At 68.1% G+C, this 26570-nt stretch carries 22 protein-coding genes and 1 pseudogene; 17 read left to right on the top strand and 6 right to left on the bottom strand.

All coding sequences use genetic code 11. The features are described from left to right. The first annotated feature begins 21 nt into the window (after positions 1-21). The gene (locus H7J06_RS15790) at positions 22-477 is read left to right on the top strand and encodes a lipoprotein LppJ family protein (protein WP_264039904.1); all 456 of its coding nucleotides are present in this window, start codon (positions 22-24) and stop codon (positions 475-477) included. A 434-nt stretch (positions 478-911) separates the two neighbouring features. Here the strand turns inward: H7J06_RS15790 and H7J06_RS15785 are convergent, their stop codons facing one another. The 3 genes from H7J06_RS15785 to H7J06_RS32390 form a co-directional block, all read right to left on the bottom strand. Beyond that, positions 912-1454 (bottom strand): carbonic anhydrase, encoded by a 543-nt coding sequence (locus H7J06_RS15785; RefSeq protein ID WP_264039903.1) that lies wholly within the window; start codon positions 1452-1454, stop codon positions 912-914. 110 nt (positions 1455-1564) lie between these two features. Next, positions 1565-2512 carry a GlxA family transcriptional regulator gene (locus H7J06_RS15780; RefSeq protein WP_264039901.1) on the bottom strand — a complete coding sequence of 316 codons (948 nt, stop codon included), beginning with the start codon at positions 2510-2512 and terminating at the stop codon, positions 1565-1567. Between the two features lie 201 nt (positions 2513-2713). Beyond that, complete coding sequence (locus tag H7J06_RS32390) at positions 2714-3943, bottom strand: helix-turn-helix transcriptional regulator (protein WP_264039900.1); 1230 nt, start codon at positions 3941-3943, stop codon at positions 2714-2716. Between the two features lie 59 nt (positions 3944-4002). Between H7J06_RS32390 and trxA the strand changes: the two genes are divergently transcribed. The 3 genes and pseudogenes from trxA to H7J06_RS15760 form a co-directional block, all read left to right on the top strand. After that, positions 4003-4398 carry a thioredoxin gene (trxA, locus tag H7J06_RS15770; RefSeq protein ID WP_264039899.1) on the top strand — a complete coding sequence of 132 codons (396 nt, stop codon included), beginning with the start codon at positions 4003-4005 and terminating at the stop codon, positions 4396-4398. Then, on the top strand, positions 4395-4658 hold the full coding sequence (locus H7J06_RS15765) for a UBP-type zinc finger domain-containing protein (RefSeq protein ID WP_264039898.1): 264 nt from the start codon (positions 4395-4397) through the stop codon (positions 4656-4658). The genes trxA and H7J06_RS15765 overlap by 4 nt, the downstream gene beginning before the upstream one ends. Then, positions 4570-5964, top strand: a pseudogene (locus tag H7J06_RS15760) (FAD-dependent oxidoreductase); the annotation flags it as partial. The gene H7J06_RS15765 and the pseudogene H7J06_RS15760, both read left to right, overlap by 89 nt. A gap of 388 nt (positions 5965-6352) precedes the next feature. On the opposite strand, the gene H7J06_RS15755 reads toward H7J06_RS15760, so the two are convergent. Next, on the bottom strand, positions 6353-7741 hold the full coding sequence (locus H7J06_RS15755) for a phosphatase PAP2 family protein (RefSeq protein WP_264039897.1): 1389 nt from the start codon (positions 7739-7741) through the stop codon (positions 6353-6355). A gap of 98 nt (positions 7742-7839) precedes the next feature. Next, positions 7840-9342, bottom strand: a complete 1503-nt coding sequence (locus tag H7J06_RS15750; RefSeq protein ID WP_264039896.1) for a PucR family transcriptional regulator — start codon at positions 9340-9342, stop codon at positions 7840-7842. Between the two features lie 104 nt (positions 9343-9446). Here H7J06_RS15750 and H7J06_RS15745 point away from each other — a divergent pair, with 104 nt between their 5' ends. Genes H7J06_RS15745 through speB form a run of 6 tightly spaced genes read left to right on the top strand, consistent with a single transcriptional unit; the run spans position 9447 to position 15290 of the window. Then, the gene (locus tag H7J06_RS15745; RefSeq protein WP_264039895.1) at positions 9447-10358 is read left to right on the top strand and encodes a polysaccharide deacetylase family protein; all 912 of its coding nucleotides are present in this window, start codon (positions 9447-9449) and stop codon (positions 10356-10358) included. Positions 10359-10370: 12 nt separating this feature from the next. Beyond that, the gene (locus tag H7J06_RS15740; RefSeq protein ID WP_264039893.1) at positions 10371-11282 is read left to right on the top strand and encodes an NAD-dependent epimerase/dehydratase family protein; all 912 of its coding nucleotides are present in this window, start codon (positions 10371-10373) and stop codon (positions 11280-11282) included. 34 nt (positions 11283-11316) lie between these two features. Next, entirely contained in the window at positions 11317-12114 is a 798-nt protein-coding gene (locus H7J06_RS15735) for an SDR family NAD(P)-dependent oxidoreductase (protein WP_264039892.1), read from the top strand. Between the two features lie 28 nt (positions 12115-12142). Then, positions 12143-13564, top strand: coding sequence for an APC family permease (locus H7J06_RS15730; protein ID WP_264039891.1), 1422 nt, complete (start codon positions 12143-12145; stop codon positions 13562-13564). After that, the gene (locus H7J06_RS15725; protein ID WP_264039890.1) at positions 13561-14343 is read left to right on the top strand and encodes a creatininase; all 783 of its coding nucleotides are present in this window, start codon (positions 13561-13563) and stop codon (positions 14341-14343) included. The genes H7J06_RS15730 and H7J06_RS15725 overlap by 4 nt, the downstream gene beginning before the upstream one ends. Then, the gene (gene speB / locus H7J06_RS15720) at positions 14340-15290 is read left to right on the top strand and encodes an agmatinase (RefSeq protein ID WP_264039889.1); all 951 of its coding nucleotides are present in this window, start codon (positions 14340-14342) and stop codon (positions 15288-15290) included. The genes H7J06_RS15725 and speB overlap by 4 nt, the downstream gene beginning before the upstream one ends. 409 nt (positions 15291-15699) lie before the next feature. On the opposite strand, the gene H7J06_RS15715 is transcribed toward speB, so the two are convergent. Continuing rightward, on the bottom strand, positions 15700-16881 hold the full coding sequence (locus tag H7J06_RS15715) for a tyrosine-type recombinase/integrase (protein ID WP_264039888.1): 1182 nt from the start codon (positions 16879-16881) through the stop codon (positions 15700-15702). 208 nt (positions 16882-17089) lie between these two features. Between H7J06_RS15715 and H7J06_RS15710 the strand changes: the two genes are divergently transcribed. From H7J06_RS15710 to H7J06_RS15680, 7 genes are all read left to right on the top strand, one after another. Next, a complete protein-coding gene (locus H7J06_RS15710) occupies positions 17090-17302 on the top strand; it encodes a helix-turn-helix domain-containing protein (RefSeq protein ID WP_264039887.1) in 213 nt (70 codons plus the stop codon). Between the two features lie 369 nt (positions 17303-17671). After that, positions 17672-18967 carry a DNA primase family protein gene (locus tag H7J06_RS15705; protein WP_264040116.1) on the top strand — a complete coding sequence of 432 codons (1296 nt, stop codon included), beginning with the start codon at positions 17672-17674 and terminating at the stop codon, positions 18965-18967. Positions 18968-19858: 891 nt separating this feature from the next. After that, complete coding sequence (locus H7J06_RS15700) at positions 19859-20251, top strand: hypothetical protein (protein WP_264039885.1); 393 nt, start codon at positions 19859-19861, stop codon at positions 20249-20251. Beyond that, complete coding sequence (locus H7J06_RS15695) at positions 20241-20618, top strand: hypothetical protein (RefSeq protein WP_264039884.1); 378 nt, start codon at positions 20241-20243, stop codon at positions 20616-20618. Before H7J06_RS15700 ends, H7J06_RS15695 begins: the two co-directional genes overlap by 11 nt. Next, positions 20611-20814, top strand: coding sequence for a hypothetical protein (locus H7J06_RS15690; RefSeq protein ID WP_264039883.1), 204 nt, complete (start codon positions 20611-20613; stop codon positions 20812-20814). Before H7J06_RS15695 ends, H7J06_RS15690 begins: the two co-directional genes overlap by 8 nt. Further along, a complete protein-coding gene (locus tag H7J06_RS15685; protein WP_264039882.1) occupies positions 20811-21737 on the top strand; it encodes an HK97 family phage prohead protease in 927 nt (308 codons plus the stop codon). The genes H7J06_RS15690 and H7J06_RS15685 overlap by 4 nt, the downstream gene beginning before the upstream one ends. A gap of 148 nt (positions 21738-21885) precedes the next feature. Beyond that, positions 21886-26463: a phage tail tape measure protein gene (locus tag H7J06_RS15680; protein WP_264039881.1), complete on the top strand. Its 4578-nt coding sequence runs from the start codon at positions 21886-21888 to the stop codon at positions 26461-26463. Positions 26464-26570 lie beyond the last annotated feature (107 nt).

The following is a 26570-nucleotide window of genomic DNA, read 5'->3' as shown; positions in this document are numbered from 1 at the left end:
GCGACGGGATGCAGTGACGCCGTGAGCAATCCGATCTCTCCGCAGGACGCGCGCCGGCAAGTGGTCGACGCGTCGCGTCAGGTGGTCACCGATCTCGGCGCCGAGGTGGCCAAGGCGAAGTTCGGTTACGACTCGTGCAACGACCAGGGCGACGCACCCTTTCGTGGGCACGGCAATCTGCTGCTGTGGATGCCCGGGGCCGACCGGACCCGCGAAGTGTCTTCCGACACCGTGATGAACCTGTTGCGGCAGCGCGGCTGGCAGACCGATCCCGACTTCACCTCGCACGGCACCACGTTCTCGCGCGACGGAGTCGACGTGAGCGTGTGGGTCATTCCCCCGCCCAAGCCCGACACGGCGCCGGTCGGTCACGTGATCGTCGACGTATTCGGCGAATGTCGCGACGCCTTCGACCATCGCTCCGACCACACCGACAGGCTGTCGGAGGACATTCAGGGGGACGTCGTCTCTGGGTGACGGCGGGCGGGCCCGGCGATCCCGTCCCTCCCCCGATCGGCGGACACGCAGATCCCCCGCCCCGCCCACCAGTCACCGGACAGACGTCGGGCCGCCAGCGCGAGATGGTTGTCCCGTCGCCGCACGCCGGCGAAGAAGAAGCGAATGACAACTCACACGAGGGGTTTGACCACAGTGACCACTTCAGCCCGCGTCGAGACCCCCCACGCGCCTCGAGCCAGCGGACCGCACCCATGACGGGAAGCCACTGCACATCCATGACCGACGACGACGGCGAACGCGTCACCGAGGACGACCGCTACGCGGCACTGTGGTGGGCGACGAATACCGCCGTCGCCGCGTTCGTCGACTACCGGCAGCCGCAGGAGGGCAACTGAGACGACGTTCTCACCGTCGCGTTCGCCTCCCCCAACCTCGGGCGGTGACGATCACATTCACGCCGAGGCTCGATCAGACGTCACGACCTCGGTGAGCCGCCCCGTGCTGACGTCATAGATGAAGCCCGACAGCGCAATTCGAGTGGAGATCGTCGACGTGGCGCGAATGCGTCGAACGTCGGCCGCGACGGTCTCGGCCGGATCGAGGACCGCGGTGCGGCGCAGCGTGCCGTCGTCGAAGCCGCGAGCGGCGAATTCGGCGCGTAGCTCGTCGTCGGCCATCAGGCCCGAGCCGCAGTCGGTGTGGTGGATGACGGCCAGTTCGAACCAGGGGGCGTCGGGTGTCTTGACTTCGTGGAGGTAGCTGATCCAGGCCAGGTCCGCCAACACGGAATCCGTCACGCGACCACCGACGTTGCGGGCGACGATCGCGTCTCCGAGGTGCAGACCCAGCAGCACGGCAGGGTCCACGCGAGGGTCGATGCAGGTGATCAGGTAGACCTGCTTGGTCGGCAGGAACGGTATTGCCGGGACGTGGTCCTTCATGTCGGTGGCGGCGAAGCGGGTGTTGTTGACGATGAGTTCGTCGAAGTTGCTCATACCGACCAGTGTTGCCCTGCGCGGCTGGCCCCTCCAGGGTCGAAACGGCCACGCGGGGTCCGGGTCGTGCCAATCGCCGGCGCCTGGTCCGCGGTGCGACGGGGCAGCGCTCAGACGGGCTCGGGGCGACGCGCCGCGCGACGGTAGGCGGTGGGAGTCATGCCCACCTGTCGGGCCAGGTGCAGCCGAAGCACCGCGGCACTGCCGAATCCGCAGCGGTCGGCGATGTCGTCGACGTCGAGAGTGGTTGCCTCGAGCAGGCGTTGGGCCTCCAGCACACGCTGGCCGACGAGCCAGCGCATCGGCGTCGTACCGACCTGTTCGGCGAAGCGCCGCACGAAGGTTCGCCTGGACATCCCGGCACGGTGGGCCAGACTGTCGACCGTCAGAGGCCGCCGCATCTGCGTGATCGCCCACTCCAGCGTGTCACCCAGACCACCGTCGGCTGGTAGGGGGCGCTGGCTGTACTGGGCTTGACCGCCGGTGCGATGCACGGCGACGACCATCCGTCGCGCCACGTCGGCCGCGGCGTTCGCACCGTAGTCGAGGCGCACCATGTGTAGACACAGGTCGACGCCGGCGGATATCCCTGCGCTGGTGAGGATCTGCCCCTCATCGGCGTAGAGGATGTCGGGGTTCAGGCTGACCTGCGGGTGCAATCGTCGAAAGTCGTCGGCGTATTGCCAATGCGTCGTCGCAACCCGACCGTCGAGAAGCCCCGCCGTCGCGAGTGCGAACGCTCCGATGCAGACGGAGGCGATGCGGGTCCCGCGGGCAGCGACTCGGCGTAGCGCGTCGATGGCGTAGTCCGGCGGTGCGAGGTGGGGGTGAAAACCGGGGACCAGGACGGTGTCGGCGTGATCGAGAGCCTCCAGGCCGTGGCGCACACTGACCGAGAATCCGGTCGAGGTGGGGACGTCGCCGGGGCGTTCGGCGCAGACGGCGAAGCTGTATCGGTCTCGTTCGTCGTAGTGCCCGAATACTTGCGCGGGAATCGACAGGTCGAAGGCGACGACGTCGGGAATCGCCAACGCGACGACACGGTGTACGGCCGACATCGCGGTCAGCCGTCGGTTCCGGTCAGGACGAGGGCACGGTGGTCGTGCACCTGCATGGCGAGGGCTGCGACGTAGTGCACCTGCCGCAGTTCCATGCCCCGATTCTAGGCTGCGTGACAAGGCGAACCATTGCCTCTCGACGACGTTGTGCAGCAATGGGTTTGGCCCAGTGATCGGAATCGTCGGCGCCGCCGGCCTCCTTCACTGGTCCAAAGGGGAAGTCGAGGCGTCCCTCAGGGCTTGGCCGAGTGCGGCGCGGCTGGTCACGCCCAATTTGGGGAAGATGCGGTACAGGTGAGCGCCTACGGTTCTGGGAGACAGATGGAGGCGGGCGGCAATTTCCTTGTTCGACTGCCCCGCGGCCGCCAGTTCGGCGATCGTACGCTCTTGGGCGCTCAGCGAGACCGAGCCACCGGGGGCGCGGTGGACCGCTGCGCCGGAGGCACGCAGCTCGCCCGTGGCGCGTCGTTCCCACGGGTGCGCAGACAAAGCGCGGAACCCGTCTGCTGCTCGAGTGAGCTGCTCGCGGGCTTCGACGGTTCGGCGGCGCCGTCGCAACCACATGCCGTACGACAGTCGAATTCGGTTGCGTTCGAACGTGTTCTGGGACAGGCCCGGGTGCGCCAGGGCCTGGTCGTAGAGTTGAGCCGCCGATTCGTCCGCGGCGGTCATCGCTTGCACGGCGACGGTGAGCGCGGCCAGCCTCGGTGAGATGTCGGCGATGCGGAGCTCAATCGCCTGATCGACGTAGGCCTGAGCACGTTCGGGGTGTCCGGCGCCCAGGGCGGCCTCGACGACGTCGAGCAGCTCTTCGGTCGGTTGCTTCGAGTAGGGCGGGAATCGTGCTGCCGCATGGCTGTCGGCGGTGACGGCGTGGGCTGCGGCGTAGTCTCCCGCGCCGAGCGCGATGAGCGCCTCGGTGCGCCGCACGATGGTGCTCAAGAGGCCAAGTCGCCGTGGTCCGGCCCAGGCCTGGACTTCGGTGGTGCACCGGCGAGCGGTGTCGACGTCGCCGGTGGCGGCGGCGTGCAGTCCCTCGTAGGCGATGAATTGGTGGCGAAACAGGTCGTTGCGGTGGAGCTCGGTCAGGTCACGTCCGAGTCGCGTCGACTGCTCCGCCTGGTTCCAGTCTCCCGTCGCGAGTTGGTCGAGCAGGGTCAGGTGCAGCATGGTCATCGCGTTCGTGACCGCGCCGCGGTCGGACTCGCGGCGAAACAACGTCGCGAGAGTGGCCCGAAAGTCGGCAAGTGCGTCCACGTAGTAGGCGGCGACTCCCAGCCGCATGACGTCCCATGGCTCTCGTCGCCCGAGCTGTGCGCGCTGCTCGTCGAGTCGTCGCCGGACGGTGTGCCCACGGCGGCAGACGTCTCCCCACGAGTCTCGGAAGAGCAATGCGTCGGCGTCGAGCCGCGACGCGAGGCGGTCGATCACGTCGTCGGTCTGCTGCCATCGTTCGGGGTCGGCGTGGTACAGGGTGACCGCGAGAAGGTTTGGCCTCGGGCACGCCGCGGTGCGCCAATTGTCACCAGTGGTTGCCGTGGATCGCCGCGGCGGGTGACTCGAACTTCTCGGACGTCGCCGAAAAGGCGTCGGTGCCAGTGCTCGTCGACCTGTGGGCGACCTGGTGCGGGCCGTGCCGGATGGTGAGCCCCGCGCTGGAACAGCTCGCAGGAGAACGGGCCGGCCGACTGAAACTGGTCAAGGTCGACGTGGACGGGGCACCGCAGATCTCCCAGCGGTTCACCGTGCAGGCGGTGCCGACCCTGCTGGTCCTCGACCACGGGCGAGTGCTGGCACGGAGATCGGGCGCGGCTCCCGTTGCGGCGCTGCGTAATTGGTTGGATGAGACGTTGTCGGTGGACGACCCGAAGGAGGCACGATCATGACGTCCGTGTACATGGATCCACACGTGGCGGAGATACGCCCGGTGCGTCCGCGCTCCAACGGCTGCGAGGAATGCCTGCGGCTCGGCACACCATGGCTGCACCTGCGGCTGTGCCTGACGTGTGGACACGTCGGTTGTTGCGATTCGTCGCCCATGCGGCACGCCCGGGGACATGCCCACGCGATCGGGCACCCGATCGTGCAGTCCTTCGAACCCGGCGAGAATTGGCGCTGGTGCTACGTCCACGAAGACTATGTCTGAGGTCGCGGTCGACCAGCGCGAGTCGTCTCCCCTGGCCGAGACCCCCGACGTGTACGGCGCGTATCCGAGACTGTCCGACGATCAGATCGCCTCCCTCGAGGTGGGCGGCGCCCGGCGCACCGTAGGCACGGGTGAGACGCTCGTTCGCGAAGGCGAGCGCGCCGACTACTTCTTCGTCGTCCTGTCGGGCAAGGTGGCCGTCAGCACCACCGACGACGCGGGCACACAGCGCGTGACGCGGGTCCACGGCGCCAGACGATTCCTCGGTGAGCTGGGCGACCTCGAGGGCCAGGCAGCGTTCTACACCGCCGAGGTGGTGGAGGCCGGTGAAGTGTTGTTGGTCCCGACCGAACGGGTGCGCGACTTGGTCGCCCACGATCAGGCGCTCAGTGACCTGATCCTGCGCGCCTACCTGTGGCGGCGCTCGCTGCTCATTCAGGAGGGATTCGGATTTCGCATCATCGGTTCCTGCTACTCTCCGGACACCGTTCGGTTGCGCGAGTTCGCCGCACGAAATCGGTTGCCGCACCGCTGGTTCGACTTGGAACGCGACTCGCAGGCCGAACGGCTGCTCCAGCGGTTCGGGGTGACCGAACAGGACACCCCGGTGGTGATCTGGGGCGGTGCGGTGCTGCGCAACCCGACCAATGCGGAGCTGGCCCGGCGCGTGGGACTGCCGGTGCCGGATACGGCGGCCGGTGAATCCGACGTCGTCGTGGTGGGTGCCGGTCCTGCGGGACTGGGCGCGTCGGTGTACGCCGCCTCGGACGGTTTGACCACCGTGGCCATGGAGCGGATCGCGACCGGAGGGCAGGCCGGGACGTCGTCGAGGATCGAGAACTATCTCGGCTTCCCCGGCGGCATCTCCGGAGGCGACCTGGCCGAGCGCGCCGCCCTGCAGGCCGAGAAGTTCGGAGCGCGGATCTTGGTGTCCGCAGAGATCGTTCGACTGGAATCCGGTGACGGCCAGCATCAGTTGACGCTGGCGGACGGTGCGACCTTGGTGGCCAGGGCCGTCGTGCTTGCGACGGGTGCCAGGTATCGCAAGCTCGCCGTCCCCGGAATCGAATCGTTCGAGGGCGACGGCGTGTACTACGCCGCCACCGTTCAGGAAGCGTTGGTGTGCGGCACCGGGCCGGTGGTCGTCGTCGGGGGCGGGAACTCCGCGGGGCAAGCGGCGGTCTTCCTCGCCGAGCGGGTTTCCCGGGTGTACGTGGTGATCCGCGGCGAGGACCTAAGCAGGACCATGTCCCGGTATCTCGTCGACCAGGTCGACCGGCACCCTCGCGTGACCGTACGGTCGTGCACCGAGGTCCGAGAAGTACACGGGGACCAGAAGCTCGGCGAGGTGGTGATCGAGGACAAGCCGAACCGGCGAGCGGCAGTCGATCCAGACCCGTGCGCTGTTCGTCTTCATCGGCGCGGAGCCCCACACCTCGTGGCTCGACGGCGCCGTCCGCCTCGACGACCGCGGCTTCATCCCCACCGGGCCGGCCGCGCTCTACCAGGACGTCGGCGGCAGTCAGACCAGCCCGCCGCGTCAGCCGATGACGCTCGAGACCAGCCGACCCGGCGTGTTCGCGGTGGGCGACGTGCGCAGCGGCTCGGTCAAGCGGGTCTCGTCCGCCGTCGGGGAAGGATCCATGGCGGTCCGGCAGATCCACGAATACTTCGGGACGTGACGAGCGCGACCATCACGACGGCCCCGCCGCCTGCCCTGGCGCTTCCGCAAGGGCCTGTTGCGCCGCGCGATGAAGGTCAAGGCGTGAGTACACCCCGAAGGCGCTGCCGTCGTCGAGGAAACCGCCGCCCGGCCCGAGGGTCGCCGTCAGGATGGCGTTGGCCTGCTCCAGCGAGAGGTAAGGATACGCCGCGGTGAGGAGATATCCGGCTTCCGGCGCGACCTTGCCGACGTCTACGGCGGCGTTCACGTTCTGGCCGAATACCGCGGGCAGGCCATAGGTCTGGGTGGCGTCGACGAAACGTGCGTTGTCCTCGGGCCGCGCGAACCGGCTCTGGTCGTCTCTGGCGCACACTGCCACCGCGTTCCCGCACGCACCGGCAAGAGCGCCGGTCAGATCGGTGCGCGCCGCGGCCAGCGCGTGACGGAAGTCGTCGATCCGCACCCCGTCCCGTTCGACACCGACGTATCCCGCCGCGTTCGCCAACAGGTGTGCGACGTCGTAAGTGGCCAAGGTCCGTCCGCCGAGCACGTCCATGGCGTAGTGCGCGCCGATGATGACGCGGTCGTTGCCGTACTCGGCGGCCCGCACCATCATCTCCGGATAGCGGTCGGGGACCAGCAGGGCGAGCATCAGCGATTCGGTGTAGCCGTACGTGGTGTGCCCGCTGGGGTAGGACGGGCTGTCGACCAGGTTCTGCTCCGGCCCGCGCAGCCACGACGAGTTGTCGGACGGGTTCCCGAAGAAGTCGGGACCGCCATATGTCAGCAGGTGCGGCTCGGTCTGGAACGGTCGGGAATCGCCGTAGGCGTCGGCTCCCTCGCTGCCCGCCGGCAAGTCGTAGGCCTTGCCGAAGATGTCGGTGACCCCGCCCGCCTGGTGCAGGATGGCCAGCGCTTCCGGCGAAACCGGTTCCTTGCCGTCGGTGGTCGCGTTGGCGAAGAAGTACTTCCCCGCGTTGGAGTCGGTCTTGGTGACGTCCGATGCGTAGGCGATCAGATTGGCGACGGCCGGAGAGACGTTGGTGTAGTCCTCGTTGCCGTCGGCGTCACGGGTGTAGGACGTCAGTCTCTGGTAGGCGTCACCGAGCGCGGTCCCCAGGCCGTCGGCGAGCTGATAGGCGTTGCCGTCGGTGATGAACGCGTCACGCAGTGCCTGCTGCTGCTGATCGGGGAACGGGAGAAGCGTCGGCTGATTGGCGATCCCGTTCTGGATCGCCCCGGTGACCGTGAGGTTCGCCGCCAGGGCAGCCCGCCCGGCGTCGGTGTTGTCGAGGGTGGCCACGGGCGTCAGCCCACGGAGCACGGTCAGACTCGTCACGCTCTGGGCCGTGGCGGTGCCGGGGCTCAGCAGCGCACTCGCGCAGACGATCACGACGAGCAGACATCCACGCATCTTCATACAAGATCCTCAGGTCGCGGGAACAGCTCGATCCTAGGGAGTGAACCCGATCGGCAGCAGGGTTTGCGGATCCCCGGCTGCGCTCCCGTCGTAGACGGTCAGCGGCCGGTGGTCAGCATCGTGCGCGCGGTCAACGCCACCGCCATCGGCAGCAGCTGCTGTGCGTCGTCCAGATTGCACCCGGTGAGCCGCTGAATCTGCTCGAGGCGGTAGTACAGCGACTGGCGCCGAATGTGGAGGCGCCGAGCGGCTTCGAGTTTGTTGCCCGCGCATGCCACCAGCACCTCCAGAGTCTGCAGCAATTGCCCGCTGCGGCGCTTGTCGGAGTCGTCGAGCATTCCTATTTGTTCGTTGACGAACTGGCGCAGCGTTTCCCGGTCGCTGTAACCGTCGAGCAGTCGCTGAAGCGCCAGCTGCTGTACCTCGATGACGGGGTCGGAGATGTGCAGTTCACGAGCCAGCTCGAGGGTGGCGTGCGCATCCGCCATCGCCCTTGGCACGTCGGACACGTCTTGGACCCGGCGGCCCACGACAGCACAGACTCGTTTGTCCCGTCCGAGTTCACGCTCGGCCACCCGCCGCACGGCGTCACCGAACGCCATCCCCTCGACGTCGCGGCTGCGGGCGACCACGGCGCACAGCGAACCCCGTACGACACCGAAGATTCCGTGCCCGCACTGGCGGATCACCTTGTCCACGAAGTGCTCGGCAGACGGGATCCGGTGCAGGTCGGCGACCAGGCAGACGTACTCGTGACCGTCGACGGCCACCCCGGCTGCCGCCAGCTGGGCCTCGAGCAGTCCGCGCGCCACCGAACGGTTCCCGACGAGTTGCTCGAGCAGAATCTGTTGAGCACGGACCGCATCGGCGACGTCCTTGTGCTCGCGGATCAGGCACAGTCCCAGGACCGTCGGGGCGCGATCCAGCACCGCTTCGCACAGCAATTCGGGTGCGCCGTCCGTTCCGATCACCAGCCGTCCCCAGGCGGCGCCGTCGACCAGCACCGGGGCGTCGGCGCTCGCGGCGTCCGGATCGTGCGGGGCGCCGGCCTCCTCCACGAGCCGGCCCGCCCGGTCTCGAAGCTGCGCCCAGGAACCCAGGGTGGCCGCCACCTGCCCCACGAGTTCGCGCAGCGACGCACCGCGGGCCAGCGCCACAGATAGCGCGCGCGACGTCTCGTCGGCATGGCGCAGCCGGATCACCGACCGGTCGATCAACTCGCTGTTCACCGCCTCGGCCACGTCGGTGAACCGCAGCACCGGCCGCATCTGCACAATCGTCAGACCTGCTTCGGTCGCCTCGTCGACCATCTCCTCCGGCACCCCGGCGAAGGTCCGACCCACCTCGAATAGCAGTGCGGCGACGCCGATTTCGGCCAAGCTTCGAACGTAGTGCCGCCGTGCCGGCTGGTCGACGCCGACCAGTCCCACACCGTTGGTCAGCAGCACCTCGCCGCCCCGAAGAAGGGGTGCGATGTCGAGCAGATCGGCAGAGTGCACCCAGCGCACCGTGTGATCGAGGTTGTCGTGCCCACTCAGGATGACGGGGTCGGCCAACTGCAGCAGCGGGTGGTCGAGCACCTCGCTCAGGATCAAGCTCATACGACAGTATGTCCCACGAACAGGGTTCCGATTGCTGACACTGCGTCCGTTGCACCCGCGCGCGAACACGACCATCGTTGGCTGTCACGGCAGACAGGAGCCCCATGACCGCCGAACCGGCAGTGAACCCACATCAGTCCGCTCAGCCATCCGACGGGTGGCGCAACGGCGCGGCGGCAGTCGCCATGCTGACCTTCGCCGTCGACGGTGTGACACCGGTCCTGGCCGCAGGACGCCGGCACGCCGACAACGCGATGGCGATCACCCACCAGCAGTTCGACGCGCGCCGCGGCACTCCGCGGCTTCTCGACATCCTCGACGAATTCGAGATCAAGGCAACGTTTTTCGTGCCTGGAATCTCCGCCGAACTCTGGCCCGCGCTGGTGACCGAGATGGTCGAGCGCGGCCATGACGTCGCCCACCACAGCTACTCGCACCGACCCGCCACCCAGCTGACCGCCGCCGAGGAGCGCATCGAGTTCGAGCGAGGCTACGAAGCCCTCGCCAAACTCGGGGTCACACCCAACGGCTACCGCTCCCCCATGTGGGCCGCCACGTGGAGCAGCGCCGGTCTGGCCGTCGAACACGGGCTGACCTACGACACCAGCCTGATGGACGACGACCGCCCCTACGTCATCGAGACCGACCACGGCCCGCTGGTCGAACTGCCGCCGCACTGGTCGCTGGACGACTGGGAACAGTACGCATATCTGCCCGAGCCACACCTCGGCTACGTCATCGAGCCGCCAGAGAAGGCGCTCGCCCTCTGGACCGCCGAACTCGACGGACTGCGCGAATTCGGCGGCCTGTTCCAGCTGACCGCGCACTCCTTCCTCTCCGGTCGTGCCGGACGAGCCAGGAACCTGCGCCGCATGATCGAGATCATCTTCGAACGCGGCGACGTCACCTTCATGACCGGCACCCAGTTGCGCGACGCCGTGCTCGCCGATCCCACCGTCGAACGGCGCCGGCTCGAACCGCTCGAAGTCGACCCCGCCGTCTATCCCAACTGGTGATCGGAGACCCACATGAGCACTCTCGTCACGGGCGGCCGCGGATTCGTCGGACGGCACCTCGTCAACCAGCTCGTCGGCCTCGGCGAGAAGGTGATCAGCTACAACCGCGACTTCGCCGTCGACGATCGCGACGGGCTAGTGCTCGTACAAGGCGAACTCTTCGACATCCCGCGACTGGTTCAGACGTTGCGCGACCACGAGGTCACCCGGATCATCCACACCGCCGGACAGAGCCACCCGGGGGTCTCGATCGAGCTGCCGGTGACGACCTTCGCCGCCAACGCCGAGGGCACGTTCTCCGTCCTCGAGTCAGCGCGGATGGCAGGAGTGAAGCGGGTGGTCAACTTCTCGTCGGAGTGCGCCCTGGGCAACATCGCACCGGGAACCGTGGTCGGCGAGGACGTCACCCCCGCCCCCACCACGGTCTACGGCGTCACCAAGGTCACCGGGGAACTGCTCGGCTCGGTCTACACGTCGCTGTACGGCGTTCACGTCGTGTCCCTGCGCATCACCGAGGTGTACGGGCCGGGGCTGTGGATGCCCAGCCTGCTGGGCGACATGATCCGCGCGGCACTCAACCAGGAGCCGTTCCACCTCCCCGAGGGTGGTGACCACCCGTTCCAGTTCGTCCACGTCGAGGACGTCGCCACCGCGGCACGGCTGGCGTCCACCGCCGACTCGCCAGCCCAACCGACGTACAACGTCTCGGGCGGACGGCAGGTCTCGGTCACCGAGACCGCCGCGATGCTCGCAAAGCTGTTGCCACAGGCCGAGTTCGACATCGGGCCCGGCTTGCTCCCGGCCTGGGACCACATGGGTGCCTTCGACGTCTCCGCGGCCGAACGCGACCTCGGCTATCGCCCGCAGTGGGACCTCGAGCGCGGTCTGCGCGACCAGATCGACTGGCTGCGCACGAACACCTGACCCCAAACGCCACCACGACGAGGAGCAAGCACCCATGACAGCCAGCGATCGACGAGTTGCCCTGGTCACCGGCGCCGCATCGGGGATCGGGATGGCCACGGCCGCCGCGCTCGCCCGCGACGGCGCCGACGTGGCCCTGCTCTCGCGCGCCGAGGACGACTTCGGCGGTGCCGTCGAACTCGTGGAAGGCCATGGCCGCCGGGCTCTGCCGATCGGAGTCGACGTCGGCGACCCCCACGGCGTTCGAGACGCGTTCGAGCGCGTCGAACGTGACCTCGGCCCCATCCACGCAGTGCACAACAACGCGGGCATCTCGATCGTGGCGCCGCTCGTCGACACCACCGACGAGATGTTCGACCGATTGGTGCGCACCAACCTGGCAGGCAGCTTCCACACCCTGCGCGAAGCCGCCCGCGTCATGCAGCCCCGTCGCCGCGGCGCGGTCGTCAACACCGCCTCCGAACTCGCGCTGATCGGCCAGGCCGGTTACGTCGCGTACACCGCCACCAAGGGGGCCATCCTGGCGATGACCCGCAGCGCCGCCGCCGAACTGTCCTCCTGGGGCATCCGGGTGAACTCGGTGTGTCCCGGCACCACCAAGACCCCGATGTTCCTCGCCGAGTTCGACGGAGCCACGGACCCCGAGGCGGAGCTCGCCGACAACGCGGCGAGCGTGGCGATGCAACGCATCGCCGATCCAGCGGAGATCGCCGAAGTGGTGGCGTTCCTGCTCTCCGATCGCGCCAGCTATGTCACCGGCGCGCAGATGGTCGCCGACGGCGGCCGGACCAATTGCGTACCCGTGGGCACCATCGGCGTTGCCGCCCAATAGAAACCGATCCTCAAGAGAGAGCGCGACGATGACCGAACCAGAACGTGGCCCCGCCCCGTCCCGACTAGAGCAGCTGGGCTACACCCAGGACCTGCACCGCCGACTCAACGTGCCGGAGGTGGTCGGACTGGCCATGGCGGACGTCTCCCCGACGATGGCCGTCCTGTTCCTCTCCGCGGGCGTGTTCGTCGTCGGCGGCACGTTCTCCATCGGCGCGGGCCTGCTCCTGTCGGTCGTCGTGGTGCTGATCTCCCTGTGCCTGGCCGAACTCGCGGGCATGTTTCCCATCGCGGGCGGGATGTACTCGCTCGTGCAGAAGGTGCTGCCCGGGCCGCTGTCCTGGATCACGATGTTCAACTACCTGATCCAGGGCGTCGTCATCCCCGCCAGCATCGCACTGGGAATCGGCGCCTTCCTCAAGAATCTGATTCCCGGAATCACGTTGTCCGACGGCGTCATTGCGATCATCCTCCTGGCCCTGGCTACCGCGCTCGCGCTGACGACCGTCGAGATCGGCGCCTGGGCCACCGCTCTGATGGTCGTCGTCGAGCTCGTCGTGCTGAGCATCATCACCATCGCCGCCTTCGCCAATCCCCACCAGTCCCTGGCCGAGGTCACGTTCCACCCGACCGCGCTGAGCAACGGCGAACTCGTCGCCGTGGGCTTTGCGGTCATGCTCGCGACGCTGGCCCCGGCCTTCAACGTCATCAACGGCTACGACGCCGCACTCGGCTTCTCCGAGGAGCTGAAGGGCGGTGAACGCAACATCGGCAAGGCCGTGATCATCTCCGCCGTGTTGGCCTGCGTGTTCATCATGGTTCCGCTCATCGCCGCCGTGGTCGCCGCGCCGGACCTCAAGGAGTTCTTCAGCGCCCCGGCGCCGGTCGTGTACTCGGTGGAGGCGTCGCTGGGTACGAAGGCGGGCGCCATCGTCGACGTCGGTGCCATCGTCGCGCTGTTCAACGCGATGCTGTCGCTGCTCATGTACTTCGCCCGCGGCGTCTACACCACGGGTCGCGACGGTGCCTGGCCACAGCCGGTGAACCGAATGCTCGGCAGCCTCAACCGGTTCAAGGCACCCGGAGTCGGGGTGCTGGTGCTGGCCGTGCCCGCCGCGGTGCTGGTCTTCACCTCGGCGCTGAACTTCCTCATCATCTTCGCGGGCACCGTCATCGCCGCCGTGTACCTGTGCATCGGGCTGGCCGCGCTGCGCAGCCGCCGATCCATGCCCGACGAGCCCCGCCCGTTCAAGATGCCACTGTGGCCGCTGCCACCGCTGGTAGTCGTGGCGTTCACCGCGATCGCGCTGGCCACCCAGGACACGCCCTACCTGATCGCCGAGTTGGTGCTGATCGCCCTGGCACTGCTGGCATGGGGCGGATCCAAGGTGTGGTCGCCGCCCGCGCCCACCAAACCCGTCGAGGCCGCAGACCTGGAGCCGACATCATGACCAGTGAGACCGTTCCCGTTCTCTACCAACACATGACGTGGCCGGAGATCGCCGACGCGGCCGCGGCCGGGGTGCCGGTGGTGATTCCCATCGGAGCCACCGAGCAGCACGGCCACCACCTCCCGGTGTGCACCGACTGGGTACTGCCGGAGCGCATTCTGGTGGAAGCCGCACGGCACCGCCGCATCGTCGTCGGACCGTTCATCCCCTTCGGATACCGCAGCCGTCCGGGAAGCGGTGGTGGCCAACACTTTCCGGGCACCCTCTCGCTCCGTGCGACGACTCTGATCAGCGTGCTCGAGGACGTCCTCGACGAACTCGCCCGTGGCGGGTTCCGCAACATCGTGCTGTACAACTGGCATTTCGAGAACAGCGGGTTCGTCTACGAGCCTGCCTTCCTCGTCAGCCAGCGGCGTCCCGAAGTCAAGATCGTCGTCGTCGAGGACGTCAACCCCGACTACACCCCGCAGCGTCGCGAACTCCTCTGGCCCGACTCGTTTCCCGGGCTCGCCCTCGAACACGCCGCGGTCATCGAGACCTCCCTGTGGATGCACCACCAGCCGGACATGGTGCGCACCGAGCGCATCGCCCCCGACCAGCCCGAGCGGGTGGTGAGCCACGACGTCCTGCCCATCGACACGCGACTGTCTACCGCGAGCGGAGCACTGTCCTCACCGGCGCCGGCGAGCGCCGAGAAGGGCCGCATCCTCACCGAATGGTTCGTCGAGCGGGTGCTCGACGTCCTCGACGACGAGTTCCCGCGCGAGGGCGCGAAGTGAGCGAGTCCGCGCCCATCGGCGCCGTACCCGCCATCGAAGTGCCGCGCTACGCCGGAAAGGGGACCTTCGCGCGGATCGCCGACATCGGCGAGGTGAGCGACTACGACATCGCCATCCTCGGCGTGCCCTTCGACGGCGGCACCTCCTACCGGCCGGGCGCCCGTTTCGGTCCGATGGCGGTTCGTCAGGCCGCCCGCACGCTACGACCGGGCTACCACGTCGAACTCGGCGTCGCCCCTTTGGAAGTCGTGCAGGTCGTCGATGCCGGCGATGTCACGGTCACGCCGTTCGACATCGACGAGGCGTGCCGCCAGATTCAGCAGCACGCCGCCGAGATCCTCGGCGACGGTCGCCGCCGGATCGTGTCGATCGGCGGGGACCACACCATTGCGCTGCCCAACCTCCGCGCCCTGCACGCGGTGCACGGCCCCGTCGCGCTGGTGCACTTCGACGCTCATCTCGACACCTGGGACACGTACTTCAACGCCCCCGTGACGCACGGCACGATCTTCCGGCGGGCCTTCGAGGAGGGCCTGCTGATCGAGGACCACTCGATCCACATCGGTATCCGCGGGCCCATCTACGACCAGGCCGACCTCGACGACGACGCCGCCATGGGTTTCCGGATCATTCGCGCTGGTGACCTCGACGTCATGGGAATCGATGCCGCCGTCGACGTCATCCGGCGCCGGGTGGGCGACGAGCCGGTCTATCTGTCGGTGGACATCGACGTGCTCGATCCCGCCTTCGCCCCCGGTACCGGCACCCCCGAATCGGGAGGGCTGAGCGCGCGGGAACTGCTGCGGATGCTGCGGCGGCTCACCGGTCTGAATCTCGTCGGCGCGGACGTGGTGGAGGTGGCGCCGGCCTACGACCACGCAGAGATCACCTCGATCGCCGCAGCGACCGTCGTCTTCGACATGGTTGGGCTGATGGTGGCGCGCTGACGGTGGAACGCCATCCTGCCGACGTTCGAGACTTGCGGCTCGACAACCTCATTCGACATGGATAATTCACTTCGGCTCGTGCGCCGGATCGTTCCGACTCGCTGTCGAACTCAGGCGAATTCCCACGCCTCCGCCCGCGCACCAGCGTCGGTCCAATGCCGACCGGCCAGTGGCCGGCACGCTCACGCACGGCTGACGTCAGAAAAACCCGCCCTGACACTGGTCAGAGCGGGTTTCTCACGGTCGGGCTGACAGGATTTGAACCTGCGACCCCTTGACCCCCAGCTATAAGAGGGCCATTCGCCGACGTTCGCCGACGTCCGAAATCCCTGGTCTTGGTTGGTATTACGTTCTCCGCGGACGGCGGCGGATATCGGCGAACACAACCCGATTGCGGTCAGAATTGCGGTCAACAAGAGTCACCAAACTGGCTGGTCAACGCCTCAACCGCGGCTCGCGCGGCTCCTGCACTCGCGTGACCGTAGATGTCTCCGGTAATCGCGATCGATGAGTGGCCGAGAAGGTCGGCAACCGTCTTGATGTCGGTCTGCCGGAGCCAGGCAGTCGCCGCCGAGTGACGGAGCGTGTGGACGCCAACGTTCTCAACCCCAGCCGCCTTGGCGGCGACGGAGATAACCCGGAGAAAGTTCCGCGGGTCGACCGGGCGGCCCAGTTCGGTCGCGAACACCAGCCCGTTCTCGATCCACTGGTTTCCGGCACGTAGGCGGTCCGCGGCAAGCGCCGTCTTCTGTCGGCGAAGGACATCGACGACGGGAGGCGCGAGAGGGATCTCACGCCGGGACCGGGCGGTCTTGGGCTCGGACACGACAAGCTCCTTCCCGACGCGGCTCAGGGTTCCGGCGACTCGGAGGACCCCAGCATCGAGGTCGACGTTTTCCCATCGGAGCCCGAGCGCCTCGCCCCGCCGGAGACCCGTCGTGGCGATGAGGTACAGGGCCGGGTGGTAGCGCGACTCTTCGGCGGCGCGGAGGACGGCGGTGACGGTCGTGGGATCGAGGTGACGAGCTTCCTGCCGCGCGATACCAGGCCGTTTCACAAGTGCTGCTGGGTTCTTCGCGAGCAGACCGTCTCGCACCGCCCCGTCGAGCCCGGCCCGCAAGATCGTGTACACCTGGCGAATCGTCGCGTCGGCGTACTTCCGAACCGGGTCGGCCCCCTCCCCCTTCCCCGCCTTCTCCTGGGACCGCATCCGGAGGATGAGTCCATCGACGTCAGATGGCTTGAGCCGGTCAAGTCGGACGAGGCCGAGGGGGGCCACCTCAAGGTGCTTCCGCGACAGGGTCGCGTAGAGCTGTTTCGTCGTCGGCCGCCGGTCCGACGCCTCTAGCGTCGTATCCCTCCAATGAGCCAGCCACTCGCCGACCGTCCGAGACGCATCTTTCACCGGTGCGCCCTCGTCGAGCCGCTCGCGGGCCGCCTTCAGCTTGTCGCGAGCCGTCTTCGCTGACGGCGCGTAGAACGATTGACGCCGTAGCTTCCCGGTGTCGGGATCGGTCCACGCGACCGACGCCTCCCAGCGGCCGTCGGCCCGTTTCCGAACATGACCCTCGCCGTTCGCCCGTCTACCCATATGGCACTCCTCTGCTGATTCGAGACGGGCGGCCGTGCTCTTCTGATCCGAAGACGGCCAATCCGACTACGCGGTTTCTACCTGCTGGTTCTGTGCGAAGCACCGAGTAACGACCCTCGACGACCACCTTATTGAAGCTAGACCGCCCCCGTCCGTCCCTGCCCGCCGGTATCCATAGAACGTCCAAACAGAGACGAATGGAGCCCCGATGAATCCTCAAACACCTACCGTCGCATCACCTCTCGCGACCCCCGCCGAAAGCAATTCCTACTTGCGGGTCGGCCGCACTACCCTCTACAAACTCATGGAATCCGGCGAGATCACCCGCGTGAAGATTGGCAGCAAGACGTTCGTCACCGTCGCCTCGATGGACGCCTACATCGAGCGGCTCGAAGACGCAGCCCGGACCGGTGCCGCCTAATCGGATCGGCCCCCCGCAGCTCGGCCCACTCGCGCCGCAGAGGACCGCTTCCGAAACCGCACAGCAACAACGCGAGTCGAGAGGTTCAGCACTTCTCAGCCAGCTCCGCCGACGTCAAGAAGCCGCTCGGCGACTTCCCCCGATCCCCCACCGACCGAGCGAGCGCGATCCCGACCGGCGGCGGTGGGGCCGGTGAACCACGACGCCGTCGAGCGAGGCAAGCAGCTCTTCGAATCGGGCAAGTACTCGGTAACGGGTGCCGGCCAAACACATTGGCCCGCCGACGATCCACCCGATGAACCCGCCCCGCCGCCACCCCCTCCCGAGCCGCCCCCTGCCCAGGCCGTCGAGCATTCCGGTCAGATCCGGATGGCTTACCGGCTCGCGGAGTCGCACGCCGATCGGCTGCTCTACGTCTCCGGCCTCGGCTGGCATATGTGGGATGGCACCCGGTGGGCGGTCGACGACACAGGTAACGCCAAGCGCGCCGTACTGGAGGTACTTCGGAAGGCACTCGCCGAGTCGCTCTTCGACCGCCGCCTCCAAGCCGATGTCCGAAAGTGTGAATCGGACTCCGGCGTCAACGGCGTCCTCGGAATCGCCTCCGCCTTAACGCCGTTCGCCGCGACGATCCGCGACCTCGACGCCGACCCGTACCTCCTGAACGTCGCGAACGGCACGCTCGACCTCCGGACGATGGAGCTCTCCCCCCACGATCACCGCAACCGGATCACGAAGGTCGCTCGGGCGGCTCACGACCCGACGGCAGCAGGCTCGGCCTGGCACGCCCACCTCGACCGCGTCCTCCCTGACGCCGACGTAAGGGCCTACCTCCAGCGGTTACTCGGGCTCGCCCTCCTGGGCCGCGTCAACGAACACATCCTCCCGATCCTCACCGGCACGGGGGCCAACGGGAAAGGCGTCACGTACAAGGCTCTGACCTGGGCGCTCGGGGACTACGCCAGCACGGCCGAACCCGACCTGTTCATGCACCGGGAGGGGGCGCACCCAACGGGGGAAATGGACCTCATCGGCAAGCGGCTGATTGTCGTCTCCGAGTCCGAGCGGGACCGCCGCCTAGCCGAAGCGACGATGAAGCGCCTCACCGGCGGTGACACGATCCGGGCCCGTCGGATGCGCCAGGATTTCATCGAGTTCGAGCCGAGTCATCTCCCGCTGCTGATCACCAATCACTTGCCGAAGGTGGCGGGAGACGATCCGGCGATCTGGCGGCGCATCCGCGTGATCCCGTTCGAGGTGGAGATCCCCGTCATCGAGCGTGACCCCCACCTCGACGAGCGCCTTCAAGCGGAGGCGGACGCGATCCTCGCATGGGCCGTCGCCGGCTGGTGCGACTACCGCGGACGAGGAGCGCTCGACGAACCCTCGGCCGTCCTCGCCGCGACGGACGACTACCAGCTCGCGAGTGATGCGATCAGCCGCTTCATCGCGGAGTGCTGCACGACCAGCAGCGAGGTGCAGAAGGTCGAAAACTCGAAGCTGTTCGAGGCGTGGGAAGGCTGGCGGGCCGCCGACGGGGTCGACGCCATCAGCCTCAAGGCTTTCGGTCAGGCCATCGACGTGAAGGGCTTCTCGATGAAGCGGTCGAACGGCCGACGGTGGCGTTTGGGTATCGCGCTTCACCATCAGGACCGGGCCGAATGAGGTCCCGTAGACGGCCGGTAGTGCCGCTAGTGCCGCATCTCCCGTTTCCCCTATACGCGCCCCTCTATGAAACTCATCTAGTTCTGCGGCACTTCCGGCACTCCCAGCGCATAACCCCTGGTCAGCAGGATGTCCGATGAGCCGGGCCGGGAAGCCGATCGCGGAGGCGTACTTCGCGACGTCCGCATTGCTACGGCGCTGCCCTCAGTGCCGCGCCCTTCCGGATGACTGGTGCCGCGACTCGTCGGGGCGGACGGTAGCGGTTCCGCACGTCGTCCGTTGCCGTGACTCCGAGACAGGCGTTACCACCGCCTCCTCGGGCAGGAGAGGCGCGCGAGAGGGTCGCGAGGGGTTCCCGAGCCCGCGGACCACTTGTGAAGCATCAGAGGGCGATACGGAGGTTGGACGATGAGGGCCGAGCCCGCCCACGGGACCCGGGCCCGGTACCAGAACCGCGATTTGAAGTGTCGGTGCCCGCCGTGCGTCGAGGCGAACGCGGCGTACCACGCGGCGGGCCGTATCGCTCCGGCGGACAGAATTCCAAAGAGACCGCAGCCGGCTAAATCTCCTCCTCCGGTTACAGATCGGGTCCTCGACGAGCTGGCGACGGCCGTCGTCGCCCCGAACCTCGATGGAGCCCTGTGCGTCGGCCGGTGGGATCGCTTCGACCCTCGGGCTGACGACGAGACCGTTGACGCCGCCGCCGATCGGCACGTCGAGGCGGTGATGGTCTGTTACCGCTGCCCCGTCCTCAGTCGCTGCCGCGAGTGGGTCGACGCGCTCCCGACCAGCCAAAAGCCGCCGGGGGTGGTCGCCGGTCGGCTACCGAATCGCTAGCGAGTCGCTAAGCAATCCGCAACGTTTTAGACGCCAAAACCGAAGGAGCGAAGCGTGACTGATCCTCAACCACCTAACCCCGTACTCGCGAGGGACTCGCGAGTACCTCCGGACGCGGCAGACGATCGCGACGCGGCGGGCCGACACCTCCTGCTGGCCCTCACGGACGGCGGCCGCCCGATCATCTACCCCGAAGCGATTGCGCTGCTCCTGGGTGTCTCCGCGGCGGAAGTGAGGGCTCAGGACGTGTCGTCCCTCGAAGCCGTCCCGCTGAAGTGGGCTCAAGCAGGGCGTCGTCGGGTGGCTGAGGCGCGGGCCGCGACGGGCACTGCGGATTTCCTTACCGCGCTTCGATTCTTGGCCGCCTACGAGTACAACGTCGAGCTGGCGAGCGACGCCGACGGGTGGCTCTGGCTACCCGACGTGGAGGCCCCCGATGCGCGATGACCTCCTGGTTCTGGACGTGCACGACGCCGCCCGGCAGCTCGCCGCCCTAGAGACTCTGGAGCGCCTAACGGCGGCGCGGGGCGGGCGCATCTTGGCTGACGTGGCGCGGGACAAGCAGATGTTCGCCCGCTTCATCGCAACTCGCGTTGCCGCTCGCGACGACGCGAGAACGCGAGGCCTTGACGGACCGGCCGCGCACGATGCCCGCATGGACTCCCGAACTGCGGCTGAGTGTCTCGGCATTACCGAGGGAGCAGTTCGGCTGGCCTGTAGGTCAGGCCGGTACGCCGGGGTGGCCGGCAAGAAGCGCGGCAGGTGGTCGATTCCCGTCGCCGACGTCGATGCGGAGGTCGCTCGCCGTGCCTGACGTCGTTAACGCCGCCCTGACTGCCGTCCAGGCGCTCGCCAACGATCCGGAGTTCTCCGCCGCGCTCAATCTATTGGATCCCGATGCGCAAGAACGGGTTCTGGCGGCGATCCGAGTCGTCATAGCGCCCGCCGAAGAGACGGGCTTCTGGGCCGCTGTGTTCGGCGGCTACACCGATGAAGGAGGCACAGCGTGATAATCCCGCCGCATAAGCGGTCCGAACTCATCGACGTTCGCGAGCACCGGGCAGCAACGTCACCATTCGAGCTGCGGGCCAGCGCGACCGGCGAGTTGAAGCTCAGCGGCTACGCCTCGACGTTCGAGCCCTACGAGATGTACGGCGGCCCCGGAGCGGGTGGTTGGTTCGAGCAAGTTTCTACGGAGGCGTTCGACAAGACGATTCGTGAGAAGCCCGACGTCCACCTTCTGATCAATCATGAAGGAATGCCGTTGGCGCGGACCAAAAGCGAGACCCTAGTCCTCGCGGTCGACAGCACTGGTCTTCGCGTGGAAGCCACCCTCGACAGGTCTGATCCCGACGTTCAGCGCCTGGAGACCAAGATGAAGCGCGGCGACATGGACGAGATGTCGTTCGCGTTCCGCGTCAAGGCCCAATCGTGGCACTACGCAATCGGTTTCGACGATGACCCTCAAGGACTGCGGTACCTCGAAGAGGTCAGCCTGCACAAGGGCGACGTGTCAATCGTCAACTTCGGCGCCAACCCGACGACCTCCGCCCAGATTCTTGGCCGGCGCAAGGGGAAGAGCGCCGGGAAGCGCAGGACGCTATCAGTGGCGGAGGCGGAGACGATGAACCTGATCGACGGCAAGGGGCACCCCACCCGTACCGCTGGCGGCGGCACGAGGGGCCGGACCGGCACCCGCCGCGCCGAGGCGCAGCGAATCATGGCCGCCGACGCCGCCGCGCGCTCGAAAGGCGACGCCATCGTCGCCCGCGCCGAGGAACTGCTCCGCGCCTGCTCGACGGAACGCCCGCAGGTCGAGAGCAGCCCCGGGCAAGGTGCATCCAACGCGCCGCGGGGCCGCGACTTCGCCGGAGCCGAAGCCTTCCGGCGCAGCGTCGTCGGGCCGAAGACTCGGGGGCCCCGCGAGGGGTGACCCGGTGCGTGAGCCGCGTCCGTTCCTGGACCGGCCGCGAGTTGTACGCCCTGGAGAGGGTGCGGATAGGTCGTGTCAGTGCCGGTTCGGCCCGCTGAGGTGGCTTTCACCTCGGCGCGCTTCGCTGGATTACGAGAGGTGAGCCGGTATGAGCGGAGCAATCGAACTCGCGCAGGTCTGGGTTCCGCTCATGCCGGAAGCATCGAAGCTCTCGGGCGGCGTCGACCGGATCGGTCGGGACGCGACGAGGGTCTTCGGGCGGGCGACGAAGACGATGGGCGCGCAGATGGCGTCGGGGATCGACGCGGCGGGCAAGAAGGCCGTCGCGTCGCTCCGTGACGTCGAGAAGCAGACCTCGAAGGTCGCGGTCGCGAACGCAAAGAACGCCGACGCCCTCGGCCGCGTGAAGGTCGCGCAGGCCGCCAGCGACGACCTCGCCAAGAAGGCGATCGTCACCGACAAGCAGCGCGTCCAGGCCGCCGAGAACCTCGCGAAGGCCGAACGGGCGCAGGTCATCACCGCGAAGGCCCTCACCGCCGAGAAGCGGAACCTCCGTGCGGTCAACGCCGCCGCCAAGGACTCCGACGCCGTCCCGATGCCGAAGATCCCGTGGGGCGCTCGCCTTCGGGCGATGGCGGAGGACGAGGGCCGGCAGACCGGCTCCAGGTTCAACTCCGGCTTTGCGTCCGCGATGAAGACGGGCGGGGCGCTCGTCGCCGCCGGTGGCTTCGTCGCGTCGATCAAGGAGGTCGTCGGGACTGGCCTGGACTACGACAAGGCCCTCAACGAGATGCAGGGCGTCACCAACGCGACCGGCCAACAGATGGCGGCCGTGTCGGCGAAGGCCCGCCAGCTCGGCACGGACAACACCCTCGCGGGCGTCTCCGCCTCCGACGCGGCGACCGCGATGGGAGTCCTCGCTAAGGGCGGATTCGACGTCCAGCAGAGCATGGACGGCGTCCGCGGAACGCTGCAGCTCGCGACCGCCGCGCAGATCAGCGCCGCGCAGGCCGCGGAGATCCAGGCCGACGCCCTCCACACGTTCCAGCTCGGCGCCGGTGAGGCGGGGAACGTCGCCGACTACCTCGCCAACGTCGCGAACGCATCGACAGCCGACATCTCCGACCTCGCAGTCGGTTTGGCGCAGGGCGGCGCGGTCGCGAACGGCTTCGGCCTCTCGATCCAGGACACGATCTCCGCGCTCGGCATGTTCGCGAACTTCGGCATCAAGGGCTCCGACGCCGGAACGTTGATGAAGACGTCGATGCAGTCGATCACCGACCAGGGGGCCCCGGCGCAAGGGGCGATCCTCGAACTCGGTCTCCAGCTCTACGACACGCAGGGCAAGTTCGTCGGCTACTCGTCGATGATGGAGCAGGTCGCGGCGGCCTCCCAGCGGATGTCGGAGCAGCAGTTCCAGGCGGCGACCAACGTCCTCTTCGGGTCCGACGCGATGCGCGGCTCGATGGTCGCCGCGAACGGCGGCACGAAGGCGTTCAAGGAGATGTACGACGCCGTCGGTCAGAGCGGCGGCGCAGCCCGCATGGCGGCAGCCCAAATGCAAGGCATCCCAGGCGTTATCGAGACGGTCTCGAATACGGCCGAAGGCGCGAAGCTCGCGCTCTACGACATGCTCACCCCGGCGATCTCCTCCGGCGGCGGCGGTTTGACCCACCTCCTCGAAGGTCTCACCGAGACGGTCAACGGCATCCGCACGGGTGGCGGCGGGGAAGCGGTCGAGCAGATCCGCGAAGGGTTCGAGGACATCCGCGACGCCGCGGTGGATCTCGCCCCCGCAGCGGGACAGGCGGTCAAGGCCCTCAGTACCGGAGTGGGGACCGTCGCGATCGGCGCGTGGCGTGCGCTCGGCGCAGCGGTGCAGATCGTCGAGCCGCCGCTCCGGATCGTCGCGGACCTCCTCGGCTCGAACCAGGGGATGACGACCGGCCTCGTCGCCGTCCTCGCCGCCCTGTACCTCAAGAGCAAGCTCACCGTGCCGGTGCTCAACGCCGGGGCGAAGGCGACCGACGCGTGGGCGAAGGCGTTCGGGGGCTGGAAGACGGCCGCCACGGGGGCGCGTGGGGAGTTCGACCAGCAGCGCGGGTCGCTGACGCAGATCCGCGACGCGTACAAGGCGGCGGGCGAATCCGGTGAGAGGTTCGGCCGGTCGACCGTCCTCGCCAAGGGGGCGATGAGCGGAATGCGTTCCGCCGCAGGTGGTCTCGTCGGCGCGCTCGGCGGACCGTGGATGCTCGCGATTACCGGGGCGACGATCGCCGTCGGCTACCTGATGCAGAAGCACGCCGACGCGGCGGAGGCGGCCCGCAAGCACCGCGACGAAGAGGTCGCGTTGCAGCAGACGTTGGACGCCGAGACCGGGGCCGTTACGGAGGAGACCCGCAAGAAGATCACTGATGCGTTCAACAACCGGGGTGACGACGGGAAGGGGGTCTCGACCGCCGACCGCGCCCAGTCCTTCGGGCTCGATCCGAACCAGCTCCTCGCCGCCGCGACGGGCGACGAGGCGGTGTATGCCGCGCTCCGGCAGAAGGCAGCCGAGGCGGCGGCGGCGGGAATCGCGTCCGGTGGCAACAAGACTCGGATGCAGATGCAGGACGCGGAGTCGGCTGGTGTCTCCCCGGAGGAGATGACGAAGGCGCTGCTTCACGAAGGCGACGCGTGGGACGTCGTGAACCGGAAGATCACCGAGTGGACGACCGCGCAGCAGGCAGCTAACCCCGATTTTGCGAACACGATGAAGAACGGTCTCCAGTCCGTCGTCGACACCATGCCGGACGTCAACGAGTCGATGATCTCGATGGTGCAAGCGGTCAACGATCAAGCGCGAGCGTCGAACTCCGGGGCTGAGGCGCAGCGGCAGTACAACGCGACCCTCAACGGCACCTGGGAGGCTACCGAGGAGGGGACGGCCCGGTTCGCCGCCCTCGGGGCTCAGATCCTCTCGGTTCCAAGCCAGAAGGTCATCCAGACGACGGCGATCACCGACGCGGCCAAGAAGACGCTGGAGGACCTCGGCTACAAGGTCGAGCGTCTCCCGGGCGGCACGGTGAAGGTCACGGCCACGACGGACGAGGCGCAGTCCCGGCTCGCCGAGCTGGTCCGGAAGGTCGAGGCGACCGAGGCGGTCGTCCCGGTCCGATTCACCACCGCGGCGGGTCAGGAGCAGCTCCAGGTGCCTCTCGCGCCGGGGTCGTCGGGCGCGGTTGCCGGCGGCCGTGAGCGCCGCGGGCTCTGGACTCCTCCCGGCGGCGCTACCGGCGGCCGAGTGAACAACATCATCAAGGGCCCGGGCTCAGGCACGTCGGATTCGATTCTCGCGCAGACCAACTCGGGTCAGTTCCTCCGCGTCGCGAACGGGGAGTCGATCAACACCGAGGCGTCGACCCGGGCGAACTGGGACATGATCAACGCCGGGAACAAGGGCCAGGACCTCGGGAAGTGGTTCAAGAGCATCCCCCGCTACGAGAAGGGCGGCGTCGTCGGTCTCGACGGTGCCGTCTCCGCGATGTCGGGGGCCCCGTACGTCCGCGGCGGGTTCGACCCGTCGGGCGCGGACTGCTCGGGTGCGATGTCGTTCCTCGTCAACAACGCGCTCGGCCGCCCGAACTCGTCGCGGATGGCGACCGGCAACGCGGCTGACTGGCTCGCCGAGGCGGGGGCGATCGACGGCGACGGCCCGGCGGGGTCGCTGCGCTTCGGCTGGAAGAACGGCGGAGCTGGCGGCGGCCATATGGCCGGCACTCTCCCCGACGGCCGGAACGTCGAGCAGGGCGGCTCCGTCGGGCCGTTCACAGTCGGCGGCGGCGTCGGAGCGGACGACGAGCAGTTCACCAACCACGCGTACATCCCCGCAGAGGCTCTCTACGCCGAGGGGGACGCGATGGGTTCCCCGTCGGGCGGCGGCGGGTTCGGCGGCAGCGGAGGGGGCAGCGGGGGCGGCGGAGGGGGTGGCTCTACGTCGGCCGCGTCGGCGAAGAGAATCCGTGAGGCGGAGGACCACCTGTCCGACACCCAGGACAGCCTCGACACCGCGAAGGCGAAGCTCGCCGAGCTCAAGCCCGACGCGAAGGCCAGCACCCGGGAGGCGGCCGAGAAGCGGGTCGCGAAGGCCGAACGGGAACACACGCAGGCGACCGAGGACCTCACCGCGGCGAAGCAGAAGGCAACCGACGACGGAGCTGACGGCGGCGACGGCTCGAAGGGACCCGACACCAAGAGCTTCGGCTCCGACCTCGCCAAGGGGGCGCTCGAAGCGATCGGTCTCGACGGCGACGTCTTCTCCGACCCGACACAGTGGGGGATTTTTAAGACCGGCGTGGGGATCGCGAACTACGCCGCAAAGGTCGCCAAGGGATGGGGGAAGGGCACCGGTGACGGCGGCGGGGAGGGCGGCCCTCTCGGATCGGACGGCGGCGCAGCGGCACCGGGTGCTGACGGCGGCGGCTTCGGCGCGCTGGTCAACGGCATGGGCGAAGGCGCGGGGATCTCCGGTCTCGGCGACACCCTCGCGGCCGCGATTCCGCAGCCCGGCCAGCCAATCCAAAACTCACAGACGGGCGGTGGTGTCGTGAACGACAACTCGGTCACATTCCAGGGGAACGTCGGCCTCGACAAGAACGTGATCGTCGGGGCGATGGACGCGAAGCGGAACGAGCGGAAGCAGACTGCCGCCTCGGGTATCCCGAAGGGGCCGGGTAACCCGTAGCGAAGCTGGCCCGCGACGGCCGCCCGATACCCAACCGGATTACCAATCGACCTCGCCGAACCAAGGGGTGTCGGGGCCTCGTCGCATACTTGCGTCGTGCCCCCTCG

The organism is Mycolicibacterium hodleri, assembly GCF_025822245.1.
Classification (GTDB): Bacteria; Actinomycetota; Actinomycetes; order Mycobacteriales; family Mycobacteriaceae; genus Mycobacterium; species Mycobacterium hodleri.
Note: the sequence above shows the minus strand (reverse complement) of the source record. Positions and strands in the feature narration are given on the sequence as shown.